Source organism: Nocardia sp. XZ_19_369 (genome assembly GCF_015355715.1).
GTDB lineage: Bacteria > Actinomycetota > Actinomycetes > Mycobacteriales > Mycobacteriaceae > Nocardia.
The window spans coordinates 283,604-308,147 of the sequence record NZ_JACVED010000012.1; the positions used below are offsets into that span (position 1 = coordinate 283,604).

10 protein-coding genes are annotated in these 24,544 nt (G+C 68.6%); 9 read left to right on the forward strand and 1 reads right to left on the reverse strand.

Annotated elements, in window-relative coordinates:
- The first annotated feature begins 49 nt into the window (after positions 1-49).
- From IBX18_RS37480 to IBX18_RS37520, 9 genes are all read left to right on the forward strand, one after another.
- Positions 50-1,465 (forward strand): vanadium-dependent haloperoxidase, encoded by a 1,416-nt coding sequence (locus IBX18_RS37480; RefSeq protein ID WP_194838153.1) that lies wholly within the window; start codon positions 50-52, stop codon positions 1,463-1,465.
- Positions 1,466-1,558: 93 nt separating this feature from the next.
- Entirely contained in the window at positions 1,559-2,041 is a 483-nt protein-coding gene (locus IBX18_RS37485; protein WP_194838154.1) for an FxsA family protein, read from the forward strand.
- A gap of 76 nt (positions 2,042-2,117) precedes the next feature.
- The gene (locus IBX18_RS37490; protein WP_135231752.1) at positions 2,118-2,360 is read left to right on the forward strand and encodes a ribbon-helix-helix protein, CopG family; all 243 of its coding nucleotides are present in this window, start codon (positions 2,118-2,120) and stop codon (positions 2,358-2,360) included.
- Between the two features lie 40 nt (positions 2,361-2,400).
- Positions 2,401-3,996, forward strand: a complete 1,596-nt coding sequence (locus IBX18_RS37495) for an amidohydrolase (protein ID WP_194838155.1) — start codon at positions 2,401-2,403, stop codon at positions 3,994-3,996.
- Positions 3,986-5,776 (forward strand): apolipoprotein N-acyltransferase, encoded by a 1,791-nt coding sequence (lnt, locus tag IBX18_RS37500; protein ID WP_228542364.1) that lies wholly within the window; start codon positions 3,986-3,988, stop codon positions 5,774-5,776. The genes IBX18_RS37495 and lnt overlap by 11 nt, the downstream gene beginning before the upstream one ends.
- 360 nt (positions 5,777-6,136) lie before the next feature.
- A complete protein-coding gene (locus IBX18_RS37505; RefSeq protein WP_194838156.1) occupies positions 6,137-19,993 on the forward strand; it encodes a non-ribosomal peptide synthetase in 13,857 nt (4,618 codons plus the stop codon).
- Positions 19,994-20,119: 126 nt separating this feature from the next.
- Positions 20,120-21,115 carry an ATP-binding cassette domain-containing protein gene (locus IBX18_RS37510; protein ID WP_194838157.1) on the forward strand — a complete coding sequence of 332 codons (996 nt, stop codon included), beginning with the start codon at positions 20,120-20,122 and terminating at the stop codon, positions 21,113-21,115.
- 62 nt (positions 21,116-21,177) lie between these two features.
- Positions 21,178-21,960, forward strand: a complete 783-nt coding sequence (locus IBX18_RS37515; RefSeq protein WP_194838192.1) for an ABC transporter permease — start codon at positions 21,178-21,180, stop codon at positions 21,958-21,960.
- Between the two features lie 340 nt (positions 21,961-22,300).
- The gene (locus tag IBX18_RS37520) at positions 22,301-23,428 is read left to right on the forward strand and encodes a hypothetical protein (protein ID WP_194838158.1); all 1,128 of its coding nucleotides are present in this window, start codon (positions 22,301-22,303) and stop codon (positions 23,426-23,428) included.
- A gap of 150 nt (positions 23,429-23,578) precedes the next feature.
- Here IBX18_RS37520 and IBX18_RS37525 read toward each other — a convergent pair whose 3' ends face one another.
- Positions 23,579-24,520, reverse strand: coding sequence for a hypothetical protein (locus IBX18_RS37525; RefSeq protein WP_194838159.1), 942 nt, complete (start codon positions 24,518-24,520; stop codon positions 23,579-23,581).
- Positions 24,521-24,544: the final 24 nt, after the last annotated feature.

The window sequence follows — 24,544 nt, forward strand, 5'->3', positions numbered from 1 at the left end:
GGAAGTACTCGAGTGCTGGACTGAACAGTACAAACTTCAGGGGGAAGTCATGGATTCTATTTTCTATTGGAATGCCGTCGCGCTGGAAGCGAATCGAATCAGCCACAGCAACGGCTTCAACGAACAGACGGGCCCGCCGCTCAGTGCGCGGGCGTTGGGGATCGTGCACCTGGCAATGTACGACGGCTACATCGGAGTACTCGGCGACAGCGCGCAGTACCCGCCGTACCTCCCGGATCTCCCGCCGGCGCCACCGGGCGCGAACGCCGATGCCGCGGTGGCCGGTGCGGCGCATTCGACGTTGACGTCGTTGTTCCCGAGTCAGCGCGCGGCGTTCGATCAGGCGCTGGAGGAGGCGGGACTGAGCGGTCCGGGGGTCGCCGAAGGACTGGCGTTCGGCCGCCTCGTCGCCGAACGGATCCTGGCCGACCGTGCCGACGACCCGGATGCGAGCGGCGCCGGATACCAGCCCTCGCCCGAGCGCTTCCACCACCGGGTGGACCCGTTCAATCCTGGTCAGGGCTTCCACGGCCCGTTCTACGGCGCACGATCCAAGCTGTTCTCCGCCTCCGAACGGCACCGGAACGCGCCGCCACCCGACGGCGACGGCGCGGAGTACCTCGAGACGCAACGGATCGTCCGCGTCACCGGAATCGCCCCCGACCTGCTGGGCACGCTGCCCTCGTTCCTCATCGAGGGTCTGCCGCCGGACCGTCAGCGCCGCACCGAGGAACGGACGCTGATCGGCCTGTTCTGGGCCTACGACGGAGCGAACGGTATCGGCACACCGCCGCGTCTCTACAACCAGATCGTGCGCACGGTGGCCGAAAACCGGAACAATTCGACGCAGGAGAACGCGCGGTTGTTCGCGCTGATCAATGTCGCCATGGCCGACGCGGGAATCCTTTCCTGGGAACAGAAATACCTGCACGACCTGTGGCGCCCCGTGGTCGGTATTCGGGAACACGCCCCGGCGATGGGACCGGGTGCCAGCGCAGGCGACAACGGCATCGGGACCGATACCCAGCTGGATTGGTTGCCGATGGGCGCACCGGCGTCGAATTCGACCAATCGGAACTTCACACCGAATTTCCCTGCCTATCCCTCCGGGCATGCGACATTCGGCGCGGCGGCGCTGCACATCGTGCGGCGGTTCTACGGCATCGCCGAGGACGACCGGAATCCGGACGATCTCGCCGACGGCCTCACGTTCGTGTCCGACGAATTGAACGGCGTCACCACCGACAACACCGGCACCGTGCGCCCGCGCCACGTCCGCAGCTTCCCCGAGGGGCTCTGGCAGATGATCGTGGAGAACGGACGCAGCCGGGTCTGGCTCGGTGTGCACTGGGAATTCGATTTCGCGCCGAGGCTGTTCGGCATCGGCGGCCTGGCCCTCGGACTCGACATCGCCAACGACATCTACGACACCGGGATGCGCAAGTCGACGGTCGGCCCGGGCTGACCCGAACCGGATCTCAGCGGGCTCTCAGGCGGATTCGGGAGAAAAATTGAGCCGCCGGACGTTGCAACCAGTAGATCGTCCGAAAGGATCGCCATGCCCGTCCTGGTATTCGTGCTCTACGTGGTCACCGAGATCGCCGCGCTGGTCGCCGTCGGCCAGTGGCTCGGCGTGATTCCCGCCATCCTGCTGCTGATCGCCGGATCGACGGCGGGCATGCTGCTCGTCGGCGCGCAGGGACGGCGGGTGTTCGAACAGTTCCGCCGGGCCGGGCGCGGCGAGATCGCGCCGGGTACCGCGGTCGCCGACGGCGCGCTCGTCGCGACGGGCGGGGTGCTGATGTTCGTGCCCGGACTGGTCACCTCGCTGTTCGGCCTGCTGCTGCTGTTGCCGCCGACCCGGATGCTGGCGCGTCCGCTGCTTACCGCGTTCGCGGCACGACGGTTCGCCAAGCTGGCGGCCGCGGCTCCGTATCGCGGTGTGGTGATCGACGGTGATCAGGTGGTCGACGGCGTTGTGGTGCAGCAGTGGTACGACGACGGACAAGGCAACGCGCACCGCGCGATTACCAAGTCCTAGTCTCGCGATTACCAACGGGTAGTAAAGGCACGCCAGCGCGCTAGGGATCCGCGCGAAACAGGGCTATGGTGGCGCGATGGCCACCGAGCAACTCACCATCACGGTGAGCGAGGAGCTAGCCGCAGCGGTCAAGAAAGCTGCGGCTGCTGCCGGACAGTCGATCTCCGGATTCACCGCCGCCGCGCTGCGGCTGGAACTGATCGCCATCGAAGCGGGGTGTCGATCCGGCTCGAATCCGGGACCGTCGCGCTTCGCCGAAGTGATGACGGTGCTGGCGTGCCCCGAGGACACGGTGCCGCACCCCGTACTGAACGGCTGACCTGAACGCCTGAAACAGGCATACGGCAGACTGGTGCCTCGTGCATACCCAGTTGCTGATCGGCGGCCGCTTCTACAGCTCCAGTTCCCCGGACGCGACCGCGATGGCGGTCACCGACGGAACCGTGGTCTGGCTTGGCGCCGAACAGCCCGGCCGGGCACTGCACCCGGACGCCGAGGTCATCGACCTGGACGGGGCGTTCGTGGCGCCGGCCTTCGTCGACCCGCACGTGCACGTCACCGCGCTGGGACTGAAGCTCACCGGACTCGACTTGTCTGCGGCCCGTTCGCTCGAGCAGTGCCTGACACTGCTGAGCGACTTCGCGGCCGCGCAGCCCACCGGTGCGATCCTCGGCGACGGCTGGGACGAAACCACCTGGCCGGAGGGGCGCCCGCCCACCATCGCGGAGATCGATAAGGCCGCGGGCGCACGGCCTGTGTACCTGTCCCGGGTGGACGCGCACTCGGCCGTGGTGTCCTCGGCCCTGCTCGACACCCTGCCGCAGGTCACCGCCGCCGACGGCTTCACCCGCGGCGAACCGGTGCGAGCCACCGCCCACCACCTGGTGCGTACCGCGGTGCTCGCGGAACTCGATCGGGCACAACGAGATCGGGCCAGGACCGCGGCGCTGGACCACGCCGCCGCGCACGGCATCGTCGCGGTACACGAATGCGGCGGACCGGAAATCGCGGGCCGCACCGACATTCGCGAACTGCTCGACTTCCAGCACGGCGTGGAGGTGCGGGCGTACTGGGGTGAAGCCGTCGCCAGCGCGGACGAGGCTCGCGCGCTGGTCGCCGAACTCGGTGTGCACGCCCTCGGCGGAGATCTGTTCGTAGACGGCTCTTTCGGATCCCACACCGCCTGGTTGCGCGACCCCTACGCCGACGACCCGGGCACCGGCCGCGCCTACCTCGACGCCGACACCATCACCGCCCACCTGCGCGCCTGCACCGAGGCGGGCATCCAAGCCGGTTTCCACGTGATCGGCGACGCCGCCATGGACGCGATCATCACCGGATTCGACCGCGTGGTCAGCGAATTCGGCGGCCCCGCCGTCGCCGCCCGCGGCCACCGCGTCGAACACGCCGAACTCCTCGACGCCGACCAGATCGCCAAACTGGCCTCCTGGGGCGTAATCGCCAGCGTGCAACCAGGTTTCGACGCGGCATGGGGCGGCACCGCCGGCATGTACGCCGCCCGCCTCGGTGCCGAACGCGCCGCCGCACTGAACCCGTTCGCCGCCATGGCCGCCGCGGGCATCTCCCTCGCCATCGGCTCGGACGCACCCGTCACCGCCATGGACCCCTGGTCCGCCATCCGTGCCGCGGTCAACCACCGCACCCCCGGTCACGGCCTGTCTCCCCGCGCCGCCTTCGCCGCCGCCACCCGGGGCGCCTGGCGCGCGGGCGGCGTCCGCGACGGCATCGCAGGCACCCTCGTCCCCGGCGCCCCCGCCTCCTACGCGGTCTGGGACGCCGACGAACTCGTCGTCGCGGCCGCCGCCGACACCGTCCAACGCTGGTCCACCGACCCCAGATCCCGCGTCCCCGGCCTACCACGCTTGGCACCGGACGCGCCCCTGCCGAACTGCCTGCGCACCGTGCACCGCGGAGTCGTCATCCATGAGGCGTGAACGCGCCGTGCCCGGGATGACATCAGACCATCGAGGTAACGCAGCGGGGTTGTCCTCCGGTGAACGACTATCGGCCGCGCTGGACCGGTACCCCGTGCTGTGGCGGTCGGTGGCGGCGATACTGGCCGGACTGTTGCTGTTCGGCAGCTTTCCGCCCCGACCGTGGTGGTTCCTTGCGCCGCTGGGCATTACGGTGCTCACGCTGACGGTGCGCGGCAGCGGACGGCTGCGCGGCGGGTTCGGGTACGGGCTGCTGGCCGGTCTCGCGTTTTTCGTCCCGCTGTTGCCGTGGACCGGGATCTACGTCGGACCGCTGCCGTGGCTGGCGCTTTCGACGGTGTGCGCGGTGTACGTCGGGTTATTCGGGCTGATGGCGCGGCTTTTGGGCAGAATGCCCGGCTGGCCGCTGTGGGTGGCGCTGGCGTGGGCGACCGCGGAGTGGGCTCGGTCCAGCTTTCCGTTCGGTGGGTTCCCGTGGGGCCGTTTGGCATTCGGCCAGGCCGACGGATGGTTCCTATCGCTCGCCTCGCTCGGCGGCGCACCGCTGGTCAGCTTCGCCGTAGCCCTCACCGGAACCGGTGCCGCGGCGCTGATTTCGGCTGCGTGGTCGACACGGCAAGCGCACCATTCCACGGCTGGTTCGGATGATGTTCCCCTGGAGTCGAATAACGCCGCGTCGACCGAAGGCGTTACCGCGCGCAGCTCTGACATCGCGAGCCATACCCCCGACCAGACCCCGAAGATAGCGGACACTCCTAGCGCTCGCACCGCACTGATCACCGCCGCGGTCACGGTGGTCCTCATGCCGGTCGCCGGCCTGCTCCTCAGCTCCGCACTACCCGACCCGGATCGCGGCGACCGCACCATCACGGTGGCCGCGATCCAGGGCAGCGTCCCGCGCCTCGGACTCGACTTCAACGCGCAACGCCGCGCCGTCCTGGACAACCACGTGCGCCGCACCAAAGAACTGGCGCGTGCGGTGGAGGCGGGCCAGGCGAAGAAGCCGGATGTGGTGATCTGGCCGGAGAACTCCTCCGATATCGACCCGCTGCGCAATGCCGACGCCGCGACATTGATCACCGAGGCGTCCGAGCAGATCGGCGCGCCGATTCTGGTCGGGGCGGTGCTGGTGAACGGCGATCGCACCACGACCAACTCGGTGATCGTGTGGAACGGTGTGGCGGGCCCGGGGGAGCGGCACGACAAGAAGATCATCCAGCCGTTCGGTGAGTACCTGCCGATGCGCTCGTTCTTCCGCCTGTTCTCCGAATACGCCGACCGCGCCGGATATTTCGTGCCCGGCCACGGCGACGGCGTGGTGCACGCCGCGGGCATCGATATCGGCGTCGCGACCTGCTACGAGGTTGCCTTCGACCGCGCCTTCGAGGACGCGATGCGCGCGGGCGCCCAGCTGCTCACCGTGCCGACGAACAACGCGACCTTCGGCGACAGCGAGATGACCTACCAGCAGCTGGCCATGTCGCGCATCCGCGCCGTCGAGCACGGCCGCGCCCTTGTTGTCGCGGCGACCTCCGGGGTGAGCGCGATCATCGCCGCCGACGGCAGCGTGCGGCAGGAGACCCCGCAGTTCGTGCCCGCCGCCTTGGTCGCCGATCTACCGTTGCGCACCAGCAACACACTCGCGACTCGCGTCGGTCCCGCGCCGGAGGTCGTCTTCGTCGTGCTGACCGCCGCCGCCCTCGTGACCGCCGTGGTTCGGCGGCGGCGGGCGCACACCGCGGCTGCCCCGCGCCCCGAGATCGGGCAGCCCGTTTCCTGACCGGCCCGAATACGGACCGAACACTCGGTATTTTCTGTGGCAGCTGTAGCCATATTGTGATGTAGCGCATCATTCGCCGAAACCGATGGGGTACGCGGCCGTTTTCTTGTCGCGTCACCTATCTTCCTGGCCTTTTTCCGAGGCGCGTGCCCCAATCGCCCGGTTCGCGAGGATGTAGCTGGTCAAAGTCACGGTGTGCCAACGGCGTTGGATGTGAAACAAATCCAACACGGCGGCAATCCGCCCGTTCCGACGCTCCGAATCATCTGTCGTGGATCCCGTCCATGATCGGCGCCTGCGCGCCTGTCGTGCGGCGGTTGCTAGGGGAGTTGCGTCAACAGAGGCAGAACGGAGTGATTGATGAGTTCATTGGCCACGGACCGCGTCGACCAATGTTCATCCGGCGAATTTTCGGCACAACCGTTCGCTTTGTCGCCGGCGCAAACGGCGCTCTGGTACGCGCAGCGAATCCGCCCGGATGTGCCGCTGACCATCGCCCAGTATGTGGAGATCCACGGTGACCTGGATGTCGGGCGGCTGCTCTACGCGATCGAGCGTTTCGGCGCCGAGACTCAGGTCGGGCACGTGCGGCTGCTGGAGATCGACGGCATCCCGCATCAGCGCGTCGACACCGCGCGCCGCCCCGGCTGGGCCCGGCTCGACCTGCGCGCCGAGGCCGATCCGAAGGCGGCGGCGCTGCGCTGGATGAACGAGCACGCCAGCTCGCCGATCGATCTGGAGCACGATCCGCTCACCACCAATGTGGTGCTGCGGACCGGAGACTCGGACTACATCTGGTACGCCCGTGCCCATCACATCGTGATCGACGGCTACGGCGCGATGAACGCGCTCACCCGCACCGCCGAGATCTACACCGCGGTGGAGAACCACACCGAGCCGGTGGCCTCGCGGGCCACCCCGCTGGTCGAGATGTACGCCGACGAGCTGCGCTACCGCGATTCCAGCCGGTTCCGCGCCGACCGGGACTACTGGCTCGAGCAGCTGGCGGGCGCGGGCGAGCCGATGAGCCTCAGCGGCGCCACCGTCACCGCCGCGACGCACGAGGCGGGCAGGCGCACCGCCACCGGTGTGCTCGACGACCGGTGCCAGTCCGCGATGAACGAGGCGACCGCATCCTTCGGCACCGCCAACTCGGCGCTGTTCGTTGCCGCCCTCGGCGCGTACGTGCGGTCGGTGACCGGCAATCCGGATGTGGTGCTGAGCCTGCCGGTCTCCGCGCGCACCACCGTGTCGCTGCGGCGCTCGGCCGGTGTGGTGTCCAATGTGGTGCCCATCCGGCTGAAGTTCACCGCCGACACCACCGTCGCCGACGTGGTCAAGGCCACCGAACTGCAGATCACCGGCGCGTTGAGACATCAGCGCTACCGCCACGACGACATCCGCCGCGACTGCGGCTACTCCCGCGACGCGCGCGGCTTCTTCGGCCCGATGGTCAACATCATGTTGTTCCACAACGAGCTGAAGTTCGGCAGCCTGGTCGGCTCGCTGAACGTGCTGGCCACCGGCCCGGTCGAGGACCTGTCGATCAACCTGTACAACGGTGTCGGCAACCGCATCCACGTCGACTTCGAGGCCAACGCGCGGCTCTACAGCGAGACCGAGGTGGCCACCCACCACGACCGCTACCTCGATTTCCTCACCCGCTTCCTCACCGCCGCGCCGGACACCCTCGCGGAGACGCTCACCGCGATCACCGCGGCCGAACGCAGCCGGGTCCTCTACGACTGGAACGCCACCGAGACCCCGCCGCACCTCGGCACGCTCGCGAGCCTGTTCGCCGAGCGGGCCGCGAGCTGCCCCGACGCCGTCGCCCTCGAATTCGGCGACGAGTCGGTCACCTACGCCGAGCTCGACGACCGCGCCAACCGGCTGGCCCGGCTGCTCATCACCCGCGGCGCGGGCCCAGAGACGGTGGTCGCGCTGTGCCTGCGGCGCAGCATCGAACTCGTCGTCGGCATGTACGCGATCGTCAAGTCCGGCGCGGCCTACCTGCCGCTGGACCCCGAGCACCCGGCCGAGCGCATCGAGCAGATCGTGCGACAGGCCGCACCGGTCTGCGTGCTGACCGCGGACCGCGACGCGCTGACCCTGTCCGTGGGCAGCCTGGCCATCGACGCGGTCGACCTGTCGGGCTTCGACGGTGCCCCGATCGCCGACGCGGACCGCATCGCCGCGTTGCGGGCCGACCACCTGGCCTACGTCATCTTCACCTCCGGGTCGACCGGAAAACCCAAGGGCGTCGGCGTAACTCACGCCGCGATCGTCAACCGGCTGCGCTGGATGCAGCACGAGTACCCGCTCGACCACACCGACGCGGTATTGCAGAAGACCCCGGCGACTTTCGACGTCTCGGTGTGGGAGTTCTTCTGGCCCTTGCAGATCGGCGCGCGGCTCGTCGTCGCCGAGCACGACGGGCATCGGGACCCCGGCTATCTGGCCCGGCTCATCACCGAAAAGCACATCACCACTGCGCATTTCGTGCCGTCCATGCTGTCGGTGTTCGTCACCGACACCGATGTGCGCGGTTGCACGGCGCTGCGTCAGGTGTTCTGCAGCGGTGAGGCGCTGCCCGCAGCGACAGTCCGCGACTTCTACGCCGCGCTGCGCTCACCGATCCCGACGGCTACCGTCCCCAGCCCATCGCACACCGCGCAGGCTGCCGCCCCCAGGCACCACCCAGCGCTGCACAACCTCTACGGCCCAACGGAAGCCGCGGTCGACGTCACCTACTGGCCGTGCCCCGCCGACCCGGCGAGCGTGCCGATCGGCTCGCCGGTCTGGAACACCCAGACCTACGTGCTCGACGCCCGGCTGCGACCGGTGCCGCCCGGCGTCGTCGGCGAGCTGTATCTGGCCGGCGTGCAGCTGGCCCGCGGCTATCTCGGCCAGCCACGGCTCACCGCCGACCGCTTCGTGGCCAACCCGTTCACCCCGGGTGCCCGCATGTATCGCACCGGCGACCTGGCCCGCTGGCAGCTCTCGGCCGAGCGCCCCGGCGTGCTGGAGTACATGGGCCGCAGCGACTTCCAGGTGAAGATCCGCGGCCTGCGTATCGAACTCGGCGAGATCGAGGCGGCACTGCTCGCCGACGACCGAGTGGCCAGGGCGGTCTGCGTGGCACATACCGGGCGCAACGGCGACGAACTGGTCGCCTACGTCGTCGCGACCCCGGACGCCGAGGAGTACCGGCCGCCGACCCCGTCGGCCAGCGCACCGCATCCGGTGTCCCGGATCGACACGGCCGCGCTGCTGACCGCGCTGCGTCGCACCCTGCCCGCGTACATGGTGCCGTCCGCGCTGATGGAGCTCGACGAGCTGCCGCTCAGCGCCAACGGCAAGATCGATCGCAAGGCGCTGCCCGCCCCGGTGGTGGGCTCGCGCTCGGCAAGCAGGTCCACCGCGGAGCCGCGCACCGAGGTGGAGCGGGTACTCGCAGGCATCTTCGCCGAAGTGCTCGGCACCGACGACTTCGGTGTCGAGGACAGTTTCTTCGACCTCGGCGGCAACTCGCTGATCGCCGCCCGCGCGGTGGCCAGGATCAATGCCGCGCTCGGCACCGGTCTCACCATCCGCGACCTGTTCGAGGCCTCGACCATCGCCGCGCTCACCGAGTGCTTCGCCACGCACACCACCGACGTCGCCTCGCCGAAGCTGGTTGCGGGCGAACGGCCGGAACGGATTCCGCTGTCGCTCGCCCAGCAGCGGCTGTGGATCCTGAACAGGTTCGCCGAACATGCCGCGGCGTACAACATGCCGTTGGCCGTCCGGATCGAGGGCGCACTCGACGTCGACGCATTGCGCGCCGCGCTGATCGACGTGATCGAACGGCACGAGAGCCTGCGCACCACCTTCCCGGAGGTGGCGGGCGGGCCGTGCCAGCTGATCCATCCGGCCGCCGAGATCCCGCTCACCCTCGACCCGATCGACGCCACCGGCGCCGACGTCGCGGCGCTGGCCACCGAGTTCGCCGGCTACGGCTTCGATCTGCGCATCCAGGCGCCGATCCGGGTGGCGCTCTACACCACCGGGCCGGACCAGTGGGTGTTTCTCCTTGTGCTGCACCACATCTGCGGCGACGGCTGGTCGATCGCGCCGCTGGCCCGGGATCTGATGACCGCGGTCTCGGCGCGAAGCGAAGGTGTTGCGCCGCAGTGGACACCGCTGCCCGTGCAGTACGCCGACTTCGCGCTGTGGCAGCGCGAGTTGCTCGGCAACGAAGCGGATCCGGCCAGTGCGCTGAGTGCCCAACTGACCCACTGGCGTTCGGCGCTGGCCGGGCTGCCGGACCAGCTCGACCTGCCACTGGACCGCCCGCGCCCGCTGCGCCGCTCCACCACCGGCGCCCGGGTCGAATTCACCATCGCCCCGGACATCCGGCGTGCCGCAGGCGAACTCGCGGCCTCCCGCGGCGTGAGCATGTTCATGGTGTTGCACGCCGCGCTGGCGACGCTGCTCTCGCGGCTGTGCGCGAGCACCGACATCGCCATCGGCACGCCGATCGCGGGCCGCTCTGATCCGGCGCTCGACGAGCTGGTCGGCATGTTCGTGAACACGCTGGTGCTGCGCACCGAGGTGGACCCCGCCGCGGGCTTCGACCGCATGCTCGACGTGGTGCGCGAGGCCGACCTCAACGCCTTCGCCAACGCCGACGTGCCGTTCGAGCGGCTGGTCGAGGTCGTCAACCCGGAGCGCTCCGCCGCCAGGCATCCGCTGTTCCAGGTGATGCTGTCCTACGACCGCGCGCCGGACCTGCGTGTCGAGCTGTCCGGCCTGCGCGCCGAGGTGCTGCCGATCGTCTCCGACATCGCCAAGTTCGACCTGCAACTGGTGGTGCACGACGACATCTCCGACGGGCCGCTCACCGCCGAATTCGGTTATGCGACCGACATTTTCGACAAGGCGACGGTCGAGTCCTTCGCCCGCCGCTTCGTTGCCGTGCTCAACACCGTGGTCGCGGCGCCGAGCCTGCCGATCGGCGACCTCAGCATCCTGGACCGCCGCGAACTCGCCAACCTGGTGCCGATCGCGGGCTCGCCCGCCGAGCCGTTCAGCACGCTGGCCCAGCTGCTCACCGACACCGCCGAACGGCTGCCGGATGCGGTGGCGGTGCGCTACCTCGGCACCGACACCACCTACCGCGAGCTCGACGAGACGTCGAACACGCTGGCGCGCGCCCTGATCGAGCACGGCGCGGGCCCCGAGGTGGTCGTCGCGATCGCGCTGCCGCGTGGCTTGGACGCCATCACCGCGGTGTGGGCCGTCGCGAAAACCGGTGCGGCGTATGTGCCGATCGATCCGGGCTACCCCGGCGAGCGGATCGCGCACATGATCAGCGACTCCGGCGCCATGCTTGGCCTGACCGACGCGAAATCCCTTGCGGCCATGCCCGAATGGCCCGCGCCGCGCGGTAAGCACCGCAAGCACTCGGTCGATTGGCTGGTGCTCGGCTCCGCGGAGCTGGCCGAAGAATCCCTGAACTACACCAGCGCGCCGATCACCGACGCCGATCGGCATCTCCCGCTGTGCACGGTGCATCCGGCCTATCTGATCTACACCTCGGGTTCGACCGGCACGCCGAAGGCCGTGGTGATCACCCACGCCGGGCTCGCCTCGCTGGCGAACGAGCAGATGCATCTGTTCGGCGTCTCGGATTCGGCACGGACACTGCACTTCTCGTCGCCTAGCTTCGACGCGTCGGTGCTGGAGCTGCTGCTCGGGTTCGCCGCGGGCGCGACCATCGTCGTCGCCCCGGCCGACCTGTACGGCGGCAGCGAGCTCGCCGCGTTCCTGCGGGCGGAGCGGGTCACCCACGCCTTCATCACCCCCGCCGCGCTGGCCACCGTGCCCACCGAGGGCCTCGACGAGCTCGAGGCGGTCATCGTCGGCGGTGAGGCGTGCGCCGAGGAACTGGTGGAGACCTGGTCGGTCGAGCACCGCATGCACAACATGTACGGGCCGTCCGAGGCGACCGTCGCGGCCACCGCGACCGGGCCGCTGGTGCCGGGTCGTCCGGTGCCGCTGGGCAGGCCGATCCGCGGCATGCGGTTGTTCGTGCTGGACGGCCGCCTGCACCCGGTGCCACCGGGGACGCCGGGCGAGCTGTACCTGTCCGGCCCCGGCCTGGCGCGCGGCTACCACGGCCGCTACAGCCTGACCGCGCAACGCTTCCCGGCCAACCCGCACGGCAGGCGGGGCGAGCGCATGTACCGCACCGGCGATCTGGTGGTCGTCGAGCCCGGTGGACAGCTGCGCTTCCTCGGCCGCGCCGACGACCAGATCAAGATCCGCGGCTTCCGCATCGAGCTGCGCGAGATCGACCACGTGCTGCGCGCCCATCCCGGGGTGAGTTTCGCGCTCACCGTGGTGCACACCGACGAGCAGGGTCAGCCGCGGCTGGCGTCGTATGTGACCGCGGACGAGCCGGTGACGGCGGCGGAGGTGATCGAGACCGCGCGTCAGCGGTTGCCCGGATACATGGTGCCGGCTTCGGTCACCGTGCTGGACGAGCTGCCGGTCACCCCGGCGGGCAAGCTGGACCGAAAGGCGTTCCCGGAACCCGTTTTCGCGGCCATCGGCTCCACCCGGGCGCCGAGCACGGAGCTGGAGTTGCGTGTCGCGGCGGTGTTCGGCGACATCCTCGGGCGCCCGGTCACCGGCGCCGAGGACAGCTTCTTCGATGTCGGCGGCAACTCGCTGCTGGCCACCCGATTGGCCGCGGCACTGCACGCGGAATTCGGGGTCGACCTGCCGGTGCGGGCGATCTTCGAGGCGCCGACCGTCGCGGGCGTCGCCGAGCGGCTCACGGAAGCGCCCCGGACGCAGCGGTTGGCGCTGGCTGTGCAGACCACGCGTCCGGGACGCATTCCATTGTCGCTGCCGCAGCAGCGACTGTGGTTCCTCAATCGATATTCTCCCGAATCGAGCGCATATAACATCGCTTTCGTTATCCGAATCTCCGGCGATTTGGATGTGCCCGCGCTGCGTGCGGCGCTCACCGACCTGGTGGAGCGGCACGAGGTGCTGCGCACGGTGTTCCCGGAGGACAACGGCGGGGCCCAGCAGTCGGTGCTAGCGACCGCCCGCGCGCTGCCGACGGTCGAGCCGATCGACACCGACGACGCGGGCGGGGTGGCCGCGTTGCGCGCCCTCGCGCACACCGGCTTCGATCTGGTCCGCGACACCCCGCTGCGAACGACGTTGCTGCGCACGGGTTCCGAGCGCTACCTGCTCGGCATCGTGGTGCATCACATCGCCGCCGACGGCTGGTCGCTCGGCCCGCTGACCAGGGACCTGGCCGCCGCGTATGTGGCAAGGCACGAGGGCTCCGCCCCCGGCTGGGCGCCACTTCCGGTGCAGTACGCCGACTTCGGGCTGTGGCAGCGTGCCTGCCTCGGCGACGAGAACGATCCGGGCAGCCTCGCGGGCAACCAGCTCGAGTACTGGCGGACCGCGCTGGCCGACCTGCCCGCGGAACTGCCGCTGCCCTACGACCGGCCACGGCCCGCGGAACCGACCCAGCAGGCGGGCGCGGTGAAATTCACCGTGCCGGAACCGGTTCAGCACGCCCTCGCCGAACTGGGCAGGGACCAGGGCGTCAGCATGTTCATGGTGCTGCGCTCTGCGCTCGCCGTGCTGCTGCGCGCGGTGACCGGTGGCCGCGACATCGTGATCGGCACGCCGGTCGCGGGCCGTACCGACACCAAACTCGATGAGCTGGTCGGCATGTTCGTGAACACGCTGGTGCTGCGCTCCGATGTCGACCCGGACCGCACCTTCGCCGGACTGCTGCGCGCCGATCGGGACACCGAGCTGGCCGCGATGGCGCACGCCGATATTCCGTTCGAGCGCATCGTGGAGGAGTTGGGCGGCGAGACACGCAGTTCGGGACGGCACCCGCTGTTCCAGGTGGCGCTGAGCGTGCAGGACGGGCCCGTCCCGACGCTGGAGTTGCCCGGTCTCGCATTGCGCGCCGAGGAACTCGACATCGCGCTGGCCAAGTTCGACCTGGAGTTGCGGGTCGCCCACATCGGCTGTGACGCGGGGCCCGGCGAGCCCGGTCAGGCCTTCGAATTCGTCTACGCCGCAGAGCTGTTCGACGAATCGACGATCCACACGCTGGCCGACCGGTTCCTGCGGGTGCTCGCGGCGGTCACCGCCGATCCGCGAGTCCTGGTGCGCGACATCGACACTCGCACCGAGCGGGAACGGCGCCTGTTCGCCCCGGCGACCGGCGGCGCGACCATGCCGCAGTGCACGCTGCCCGCGTACTTCACGGCGACCGCGCACATGCACCCGCATCGCACCGCCCTGCGGTCGGGCACCACCACGCTGACCTATGCCGAGGTGGACCGCCGCTCGAACCGGTTGGCGCGCGCCCTCATCGCGCGGGACATCGGCTCGGGTGACCGGGTCGCGCTCGGGCTCACCCGCTCGATCGAGTCCGTCCTCACCGTGCTCGCCGTGGTCAAGACCGGTGCCGCGTTCGTTCCGGTCGATCCGACCTACCCGACGGACCGGATCCGGCACATGCTCACCGACGCGGGCTGCTGGGTCGGCGTCACCGTCGCCGCGCATGCCGAGCAGCTGCACGCGGCCGCCTCGGACGGCCCGGTCACCGACTGGGTGCTGCTGGACGACCCCGACTTCGCCGCTGAACTGGACAGCCACGACGACGCGCTGGTCGATGACCTCGACCGGCTGTGCACCATCGAGGTGGACGATCTGGCCTACCTGATCTACACCTCGGGTTCGACCGGAAAGCCCAAGGGCGTCGCGGTCACCCACGCGGGGCTGTCGAATTTCGCGGACGAGCTGCGCGACCGGATGCGTGTTGATCGCGAGTCGCGCACGCTGCACTTCGCCTCTCCCAGCTTCGACGCCGCAGTGCTCGAGCTGCTGATGGCCATCGGATCCGGTGCCACGATGGTGATCTGCCCGCCCGATATCTACGGCGGCGACGAACTCGGCGCGCTGCTGGAACGCGAGCGGATCACCCACGCCTTCATCACCCCGGCTGCCCTGTCCACCATCGACCACGACCGCTGGCCGCTGTCGCATCTGCGTTCGCTGATGGTCGGCGGTGAGGCGTGTGCACCCGATCTGGTGGCTCGGTGGGCGCCGAACCGCCACCTGCACAACGTATATGGGCCGACAGAGACGACGATCGTCATCACCATCTCCGACCCGATGACGGTCGATCGGCCCATCACCATCGGTACGCCGGTGCGCGGAGCCCGCGCACTGGTCCTCGATGAGCGGCTGCGGCCGGTGCCGGTCGGCGTTCCCGGCGAGCTGTACCTCGGCGGCTACGGCGTGGCCCGCGGCTACTTCGACCGATTCGGCCTCACCGCAGCACGTTTCGTCGCCGACCCGTTCGGCCCGGCCGGCGCGCGGATGTACCGCACCGGCGACGTGGTGCGCTGGAACAACGCGGGCGAGCTCTGCTACCTCGGCCGCAGCGACCATCAGGTGAAGGTGCGCGGTTTCCGCATCGAGCTCGGCGAGATCACCGCCGCGCTCGGCGAGCATCCCGGCGTGCGGTTCGCGCACACCGAGGTGCGGCAGATCGCGGGCGTGGATCGGATCGTATCGTTCGTGCAGCCCTCCGACGAGCACGCAGGTGTGGATGTGGAGGCGGTGCGCGCCCATGTGGGCGCGCTGTTGCCGTCGCACATGGTGCCCGCGAGTATCACTGTGCTGGAACACATCCCGCTGACCCCGGTGGGCAAGCTGGATACCGCCGCGCTGCCCGAACCCCGCCTCGTCGCGGACGTCGCGTCGCGTGCGCCGGAGACCGCATCGGAGCTGCTGGTCGCCGAGGTGATGGCGGAGCTGGTCGGCGTCGACGCGGTGCACGCCGACGACAGCTTCTTCGACATCGGCGGAAACTCGCTGCTGGCAACGCAACTCGTCGCGCGGCTGGCCGCGGCGACGAACATCCGGCTCGAGGTGCGCACCGTGTTCGCCGCGCCGCGGGTGGCGGAGCTGGCGGCACTGCTCGACTCGGGTCCCGGTGGCGCGGAGGCGCGCCCGGCCTTGGTGCGTCGCCATCGTCCCGAGCGGATTCCGTTGTCGGCGGCGCAGCGCCGGCTGTGGTTCCTCAACAGGTTCAACGGATCCGGCGAGGCGGCCGAGGGGACGGCGGGTGCATACAACGTGCCGGTCGTGCTCAGGATGAACGGCAAGCTCGACGTGGACGCGCTGGTCATGGCGCTGCACGCGGTGCAGGCCAGGCACGAGACGCTGCGCACCGTGTTCCCCGAGACCAACGGCGAGCCGGCCCAGCAGGTGCTCGATCTGGCGGCCGCCGCGATCACGCTGTTCGTCGCGACGGTCACGCCGGGCGAGGTCGACGATGCGGTACGGCGTTTCGCGGCACCGGGATTCGACCTGGCGGGCATGGTGCCGATGCGGGCCGCGCTGATCTCGGTGTCGCCCTACGGTGACACCGGCGTGCAGAACCCGGCCGAGGTGTCCGACGAGCACGTCCTTGTGCTGGTGGTGCACCACATCGCGATGGACGGCTGGTCGCTCGAGCCGTTGGCGCTCGATGTGGCGACCGCCTACCGGGCGGCCTGCGCCGGCCGGACGCCCGAGTGGGCCGAGCTCACGGTGCAGTACGCGGATTACACACTGTGGCAACAGGATGCGCTCGGTGCCGAGCACGATCCCGGCTCGGTGCTGAGCCGCCAGCTGGACTATTGGCGGCGCACCCTGGACGGCAGCCCCGAGCTGTTGACCGTGCCTGCGGATCGGCGGCGCCCGCCGGTGCCGTCCTACCGCGGCGGGCTGGTCGAATGCGCGGTCGACGCGGACCTGCACCGGGCCCTGCGGACCGTGGCGACCAGCAACAACGTCAGCATGTTCATGGTGCTGCACGCCGCGCTCGCGGTGCTGCTGCACCGGATGACGGCCAGCGACGACATCACCGTCGGCACGCCCATCGCCGGGCGCGGCCACCCCGCGCTGGACCGGTTGATCGGCATGTTCGTCAACACGCTGGTGCTGCGTACCCGGATCGATCCGGATGCCAGGTTCACCGATCTGCTGCACACCGTCCGCGACACCGATCTCGACGCGTTCGCGCACGCCGACGTGCCGTTCGAGCGGCTGGTCGAGGTGCTGAATCCGGCCAGGTCCCAGGCCCATCACCCGCTGTTCCAGGTGATGCTCTCGGTGCAGAACCAGCCGGTGCGCGGGCTCGACCTGCCGGATCTGCGGATCGAGGCGGCCGATGTGGACACCGGTATCGCCAAGTTCGATCTGCAGTTCACGCTCACCGAAACGCAGACGCCGGAACGGGATCCGGCGGGCATCACGCTGTCGGTGAACTACGCGAGCGATCTGTTCGACGAGCAGACGGCGTTGCGGCTCGGCAAGCGTCTGACCAGGCTGCTCGCCGCCGTCGCCGCGAATCCGACTACGGCCGTGGGTGATCTGGAGCTGCTGGATCCCGCCGAATGGTCCGGGCTCGCTCCGGTCCGCGGTGCGGAGCCGGACCGGCCGATCACCTTCCCGGAGGTGTTCGAGGCGGCCGTGAACGTCGACCGCAAGGCGATCGCGTTGCGCGCCGAGGACACTCAGGTGAGCTATGACGCGCTCGACCGGTGGACGAACCGGTTGGCGCGGGTGCTCATCCGGCAGGGCGTCGGCCCGGAAACGCTGGTGGCGCTGGGTATTCCACGGTCGGTCGAGTCGGTGGCCACGGTGCTCGCGGTCGCGAAGGCCGGTGCCGCGTTCGTGCCCGTCGATCCGCTGTACCCGGCGCATCGGATAGAGCACATGCTGGCGGATTCCGATGCGGCACTGGGCATCACGCTCGGCGACTATCGGGACGAGTTGCCCGACGGTGTGGACTGGATCGTGCTGGACGACGCGCACTTCCGCGGGGTCGTGCTCGACACGTCGGATGCGCCGATCGCCGCGGCGGAGCGCACTGCGCCGCTGCGGGTGGACAATCCGGCGTACGTGATCTACACGTCCGGTTCCACCGGGACCCCGAAGGGCGTGGTGGTCACCCACGGTGGTCTGTCCAACTTCGCCGCCGAGACCGCGCAGCGGTTCGAGGTCCAACCCGGTTGCCGTGTACTGCATTTCGCGACGCCCAGCTTCGATGCGGCGATGCTCGATCTGCTGTTCGCGCTCGGCGGTGCGGCCACGCTGGTGATCACGCCGCCCGGTGTGGTCGGCGGGGAAGACTTGGCCACGGTGTTCATCGAGGAAGCGATCACCCACGCGTTCATCACCACCTCGGCGCTGGGCACGGTGGACCCGACCGGGGTCACCTCGCTGCGGCACGTGCTGGTCGGCGGCGAGGCGCTGCCGCCGGACCTGGTGACGCGGTGGGCGCCGAACCGCAACCTGTACAACGTGTACGGGCCCACCGAGACGACCATCGTCACGGTGATCGGGCAGCCGTTGACGCCGGGTGGGCCGATCACCATCGGTGGTCCGATCCGCGGGGTCAATGCGACGATCCTGGACACGCGCCTGCATCCCGCGCCGGTGGGTGTCACCGGTGAGCTGCATCTGGCCGGCGCCGCGCTGGCGCGTGGCTATCTGAATCGGCCGGGGCTCACGGCGCAGCGGTTCGTCGCGAACCCGTATGGCAAGCCGGGGGAGCGGATGTATCGGACCGGCGATCTCGTGCGCTGGTGCGCCGGGCAGGCCTCGCTGTCGGCGGGGCGCAGCACGGGCTCGGGCCGGGAGATCGAGTATGTCGGCCGCACCGATCATCAGGTCAAGATCCGCGGTTTCCGGATCGAACTCGGCGAGATCGACGCGGCGCTGGCGCGGCACGAGGCGGTGGAGTTCGCCACCACCATCGGGCATCGCACGCCCGCGGGTACCACCGCGCTGGTGTCATATGTCAAGGCGCGCAACGGGGTCGAAGTGACGGCGGTCGAGCTCACCGACCACGTCGCCGGGCTGGTGCCGAATTACATGGTGCCGCAATCGATCATGCTGCTCGACGAGGTACCGCTCAGCCCGGTCGGCAAGCTGGACCGAAAAGCGTTGCCGGAACCGGTGTTCACCGCCGCCGAGGGGTACCGGGCACCAGCTACGCCGACGGAGGTCGCGCTGTGTGCTGCGTTCGCGGCGGTGCTCGGTTTGGAAGTGGTGGGCGCCGACGACGGGTTCTTCGAGCTCGGCGGCAACTCGCTGCTGGCCACCAAAGTTGTTGCGCAGGTGCGGGCGAACGGCCTGGATCTGCCGGTGCAGCTGATGTTCGGCGAGGCGACGCCGGCGGCCATCGCCGCGCGGCTCGACGGTTCGGGTGCGGGTATCGCGGCGGCGCTCGGGCCGGTGTTGCCGATCCGGCCGACCGGCACTGCGGCACCGCTGTTCTGCATCCACCCGGCGATCGGGCTGGCCTGGTGCTACTCGGGGCTGCTCGCGCACCTCGGGCCGGACCGTCCGGTGTACGGGTTGCAGGCGCCGCACGTCGCGGGCGAGGACGGGTTCGCCTCGATCGCCGAGGCCGCGGGACAGTATGTGGCACATATCAAGTCGATCCAGCCGACCGGGCCGTACCATCTGCTCGGTTGGTCGCTCGGCGGCCTCATCGCGCACGAAGTGGCGGTGGGGTTGCAGGAGTCCGGTGATCAGGTCGCGCTGCTGTCGATGATGGACAGCTACCGGCTCTCCGATGCCTGGCTCGAACACGCGATCCCCAGCGTGGCCGAGATCATCGAGGAGTTCGGCAGCGATCAGCTCGATACACCGATCGATCCGGCGATGAACCTGCGCGACGCGGCGGAGCTGCTGCGCACGCGGCCGGGACCGTTCGCGGCGCTCACCGTCGAGCACCTCGAACGGCTCTACGCCGGCTACACCAACGGCACCCTGCTCGCGCACAGCTTCCGGCCTCGTGTCTTCGACGGCGACCTGCTGTTCTTCACCGCCGCCGCGGACGAGATCAACCGGGCCGACCCGGAGCGCCGCGCTCTCGCCTGGCAGCCGTTCGTCACCGGCGACGTGCACGACCACGAACTCCCGTGCAGGCACTCGGCGATGACCGCACCCGAATCGCTCGCCGCGATCGGGCCGGTGCTGCGGCGCCGGCTGGACGGCGAGCCCGAGCACCCGTCCGCCAACGGGTTGCATGGGGTTAACGGGGATGCGAAGCGGGGCAAGAACGGCTCACGATCCGAGAAACCTGCCATCGGGATCCGAAAGAAGGAGAAGCAAAGGTGAGTAGACCGGACTGGATGGTGGGGGAGTTGCTGGTGGAGGGGGAGTCGTGAGCGAGCGTCAGCGAGTGAGCCGCGGGCACAGGGCGTCTAGGCGCACGACGGAGCCGAGCGCTAGCGAGGTGGAGTCGTGAGTCTGGCAGTCGAAGTCCTCGGCTTGGTGAAGAGCTACGGCAAGATTCGCGTGCTGGACAACATCGACCTGCAGATTCCGGCGGGCACCGTGATGGGGCTGCTCGGGCCGAACGGCGCGGGCAAGACGACGACGGTCCGCATCGTCACCACTCTGCTGCGCCCGGACAACGGGTCGGTGCGGGTGGCCGGGGTGGACGTGCTGCGCAATCCGGGTGCGGCACGGCGTCGGATCGGGTTGTCCGGTCAGTACGCCGCGGTCGACGCGAATCTGTCCGGGTACGAGAACCTGCGCATGGTCGCCCGGCTCTACGGCATGTCGCACAGTGCGGCCACCAGCCGCGCGGAGGAGCTGTTGAGCGCGTTCGGGTTGGACCACGCCGCGCACCGCCGGGCAGGCACCTACTCCGGCGGTATGGCGCGGCGACTCGACCTGGCCGGTGCGCTCGTCGCCCGGCCCGCGGTGGTGGTGCTCGACGAACCGACCACCGGACTCGATCCGCGCGGCAGGCTCGACATGTGGCGCGTCATCGGCGATCTCGTCGACGACGGCACCACCGTGCTGCTCACCACCCAGTACCTGGAAGAGGCCGATCTGCTCGCGGACCGGATCACCGTCATCGATCGCGGACGGGTGATCGCGCGCGGCTCCGCGGACGAGTTGAAGATGTCCATCGGCGGCGACCGGCTCACCGTCACCCTCGCCGCCGGTCAGGACGCCAAGCCTGCCTTGACCGTGCTCGCGCAGGTAGGCATCGGCGAGCCCAGCCACGAGGCGGGCACCGACGAGGCGTCGATCGTGGTCGGCGACGGCTCGCGCACCATGGTCGAGGCGCTGCGCAGGCTCGACGACGCGGGCGTGTGCGTGGTCGATGCCAACGTGCACCGTCCCAGCCTGGACGACGTATTCCTTTCTCTCACCGGCACACCGGCCCGCGACGGGGCCGACCGCCAGCCAGAAACCGATGACGTACAAGAGGAGATTCTGTCGTGACTGCGGTGGTCGATACCCCGAAAATGCCCGCGGTGCAGCTCGATTCGGGGCCGCGGATGCGGATCTTCCGGGACAGCGCCATCGTCGCCTACCGCAATCTGCTCACCATCCTGCGAGTGCCGACGTTGCTGGTGACCGCGACGATCCAGCCGCTCATGTTCGTGTTCCTGTTCGCCTACATCTTCGGAGCATCGCTGGGCGGCAGTCAGTACCGCGAGTTCCTGCTCGCTGGAATCTTCACGCAGACAGTCGCTTTCAATGCGGCCTTCACCACCGTCGGGCTGGCCGGTGACTTGCAGAAGGGCATCATCGATCGGATGCGGACGCTGCCGATGTCGCGGCTGGCCGTGCTGATGGGTCGCACGCTGTCCGACCTGGTCGTCAATGTGCTCAGCGTCGCGGTGATGGTTGGTTGCGGTTACGTGGTCGGCTGGCGGATCAACGGCGGAATCGCCGACGCCGCACTGGCTTTCGGAATAATTCTCCTGTTCGCCTTCGCCATGTCCTGGGTCGGCGCACTCACCGGCCTGCTGTCACCCACCGTCGAAGTAGCCCAGAGTGCAGGCCTGATCTGGCTGTTCCCCCTGTCCTTCATCTCCTCGGCCTTCATCTCCGCCGAAACCCTCCCCGGCCCGCTGCGCACGATCGCCGAGTGGAACCCGATCACCGCGGTCTCAGCCGCAGGCCGCAAACTCTTCGACAACGACGCACCCCCCACCTTCGCCCCCGCCACCGGTTGGGCCGCCGATCATTGCGTCGGTTACGCCATCGGTTGTTCTGTCGCGATCCTGGCGGTAGCGGTGCCGTTGGCATTGCTCCGCTATCGCAAGGTGGCCAGTCGCTAGTTCGGAAAACGGCCAGCTGTTAGGGCCGGATCGCTCGGTAGATCGTCTCCCGCGCCGTCGCGCCCTCAGGTGTCGGACTGGTCGCCCAAATATGAATCATTTGCGATGCCTCGTGATGGTCGAGGTTTGGTGCCAGTGAAGGTGGGCGCCATGGCCGCGTAGTTGCGGGCTTGGTAGTTCAGGATGTCGTAGGTTGGCGCGCGTGGTCCAGACCTCGCAACCGCATGTAGAGGTTTCGTCTGCGACCAAAGATCAGGTCGCTATGGCGGTTTAGTATGTTGATCGTCGCGGGGGATCGTGGGCGGGTGCCTTCGGCGGGCTCCTGGACGGGAGGGAAGGTGTGCGTCTGATGCTGCTGTGGTGTAACAAGAATCGTTGGGCAGTACGTGTGGTGGGAATTGTGGCCGTGGTTGGTGCTTTTGGCGGCATGGTTGGTTGCTCACGCACCACGACCGGCACCGCGACCCCCGTCTCGTCGGGAAAGGGGGCGAGTGCGCCGGCATCGCTGTCGGTGTCCGAGCTGATGGCCAAACTTCGTGCGGTTGATCCCTGCTCGGTTTTCGACCTGACTGTGGCGAAGCGGTACGGGCCGAAGGCTGTTGCCGGTCGGCTAGACCTGGACACTCTCAGCTCCTGCACTCTGCAAGTCGGCGACGTGGACGACACTATGCACGCTCGGTTTCGGGTCACTCTGGGTGACTTTTTCGATCATCGTGTCAGCGGCGGTAGCGTAGAGGTCGGTCAGGCTGAACGTCGGACCGTCTCGTCGGGTGGCACTCTGGATACCTGCTCGGCCCGCGTTCCCTCCCCTGTCGACAAGTTTGTTCACAAGCTCGAGGGCAGGCTCGATACCCCGGCTGGGCAGGTACCCGTTTCGGGGCCGCAGGCAGCGTGCGACGCCGCCGAAGCCATGCTCGTGGCGATGGTGCCCACACTCGACCGGCTCGACCCTGCCGCACCGAAAGATAGGGATCCGGTTCTATACGGCAAGGATCCCTGCGGCCCACTCGACCAGATTGTCCAGGCCCTGCCTGGGTCCTGGCGTAGCGGACCGATCACTTGGCTCGGCCCTTACTACTGCATCAGTGTGCTCAGTGACCCCTCCGCTGGCACCGATGTGCAGGTGCGGTTGAGCTATGACCGCGACGCCGAGCAGGTTCCTGGACCTGACGGGCGGCACCTGACCTCGGCGGGGTTGTCCGGCATAGAACTACACACTTCGATTGAGCCCAGAATGGGGTTAGCAGGCATGCCCGATGCCGGGTGCACGATCGTTCTCACGTTCAAGTCGGCGTCGGCGCCGAAAGCCCTGAATGCCCACCTCATCGAGTTCCAGCTGCATTTCGTCGCTAAAGGTGCCGCGCCCGATGTGTCCCCATTGAGTCCGCTCGGTCGAAAAGGCCCGTTCGATTCGTGCGCCGAAACCGAGCGCCTCGCTCCTGTAGTCGTGGCGGCTGCAGGACGGTAGATACCTGTAGTCGGCATCCGAGGTGTTGGTCTCCCAGCGTTCCTCGTTGTGCCGCATTGCTTCTCTGTTTGCCCAGGTAAACAATGCGATTGATGTGGATGAGGTCGTCTGCACAACGCGGGATATCGGGCGTTGATGCGTCCGCGTGAGCTAGTTCTGCTGATAGGTCTTGACTGCGGCGAGCGCAAGAGTGCGGGTCTTGTCGCAACCGCGGCCGGACACCTTCAAGGCCTCGACACGGTCATCGGGCTTGCCCTCCCAGTCGCGCGCCGAGATCGGTTGGCTAGCCCCGATATAGGCTTGGATAGTGCAGTAGTTCTTCTGGAAGCTTTGCTCTACCGCGTCGACACCGGCGATCTGAAGTTTTCGGGCGTCGGCAGGGACGTATCCGACCAAAGATTTGTTGGCGTTGAAGAGCTGGATGGTGAACCGATTGCTGTCGTCGCGTTGGTGGTCGCCAAGCCAGAAGTCGCACTCGTACGGGTTGAGCCCGGTAAGATAGAAGGCCTGCCCAGAGGGGTAGGCGGTATCGAGAGCGGCGCATAGATCTACGTCGGCGCCTTTAGTTTTCGGAATCTTGGTGGAGTTTCGCCGAAGCGCGGGCTTGTCCAGTAGTGGTGCTGAGGCCGCGACCACAGTGCGAAGAGCTGGGCACGGGTCGGCCCCCCCGCTTGCGATTCCACTGTAGAAGAGGGCTCGGCGGTCGTTGTACTCCACGGCGACGAAACATTGATCGCCCGAGTGTATTTCGGATGCCTTTCTATTGCCGAGCTGGAATCTGGACCCTGCGAAGTCGAGCGATACCGACATCGACACCTCGACGCTGTTCAGTGGCGTGGTGAGGGTGGCGCGGTCCAACCGGACCACGCACCTGTCGAGATCGATACCTATGCCGAAATGCAGCGGACGGCCCAGAGTGTTCACGGCCCGCTCATCGAGCATCCCGCACGGGTCTAGCCTGCGGATCTCGTCGCGTTCGGCGAGTTTGGCCGCGGCGTCGTCGGAGGTGAGCGTGCCGCGATACCGCATCCCGACGGGTGTCCCGACACCGTCGATAGTCGTACTGCAACCGGCTAGGGACAGTACCGTCACCGTGGCACATATCAGAGCGGACAG

Bases quoted from the DNA above. Each gene is read 5' to 3' on its own strand.
- IBX18_RS37480 (WP_194838153.1), top strand. From the start codon at position 50: ATGGATTCTATTTTCTATTGGAATGCCGTCGCGCTGGAAGCGAATCGA.
- IBX18_RS37485 (WP_194838154.1), top strand. From the start codon at position 1,559: ATGCCCGTCCTGGTATTCGTGCTCTACGTGGTCACCGAGATCGCCGCG.
- IBX18_RS37490 (WP_135231752.1), top strand. From the start codon at position 2,118: ATGGCCACCGAGCAACTCACCATCACGGTGAGCGAGGAGCTAGCCGCA.
- lnt (WP_228542364.1), top strand. From the start codon at position 3,986: ATGAGGCGTGAACGCGCCGTGCCCGGGATGACATCAGACCATCGAGGT.
- IBX18_RS37505 (WP_194838156.1), top strand. From the start codon at position 6,137: ATGAGTTCATTGGCCACGGACCGCGTCGACCAATGTTCATCCGGCGAA.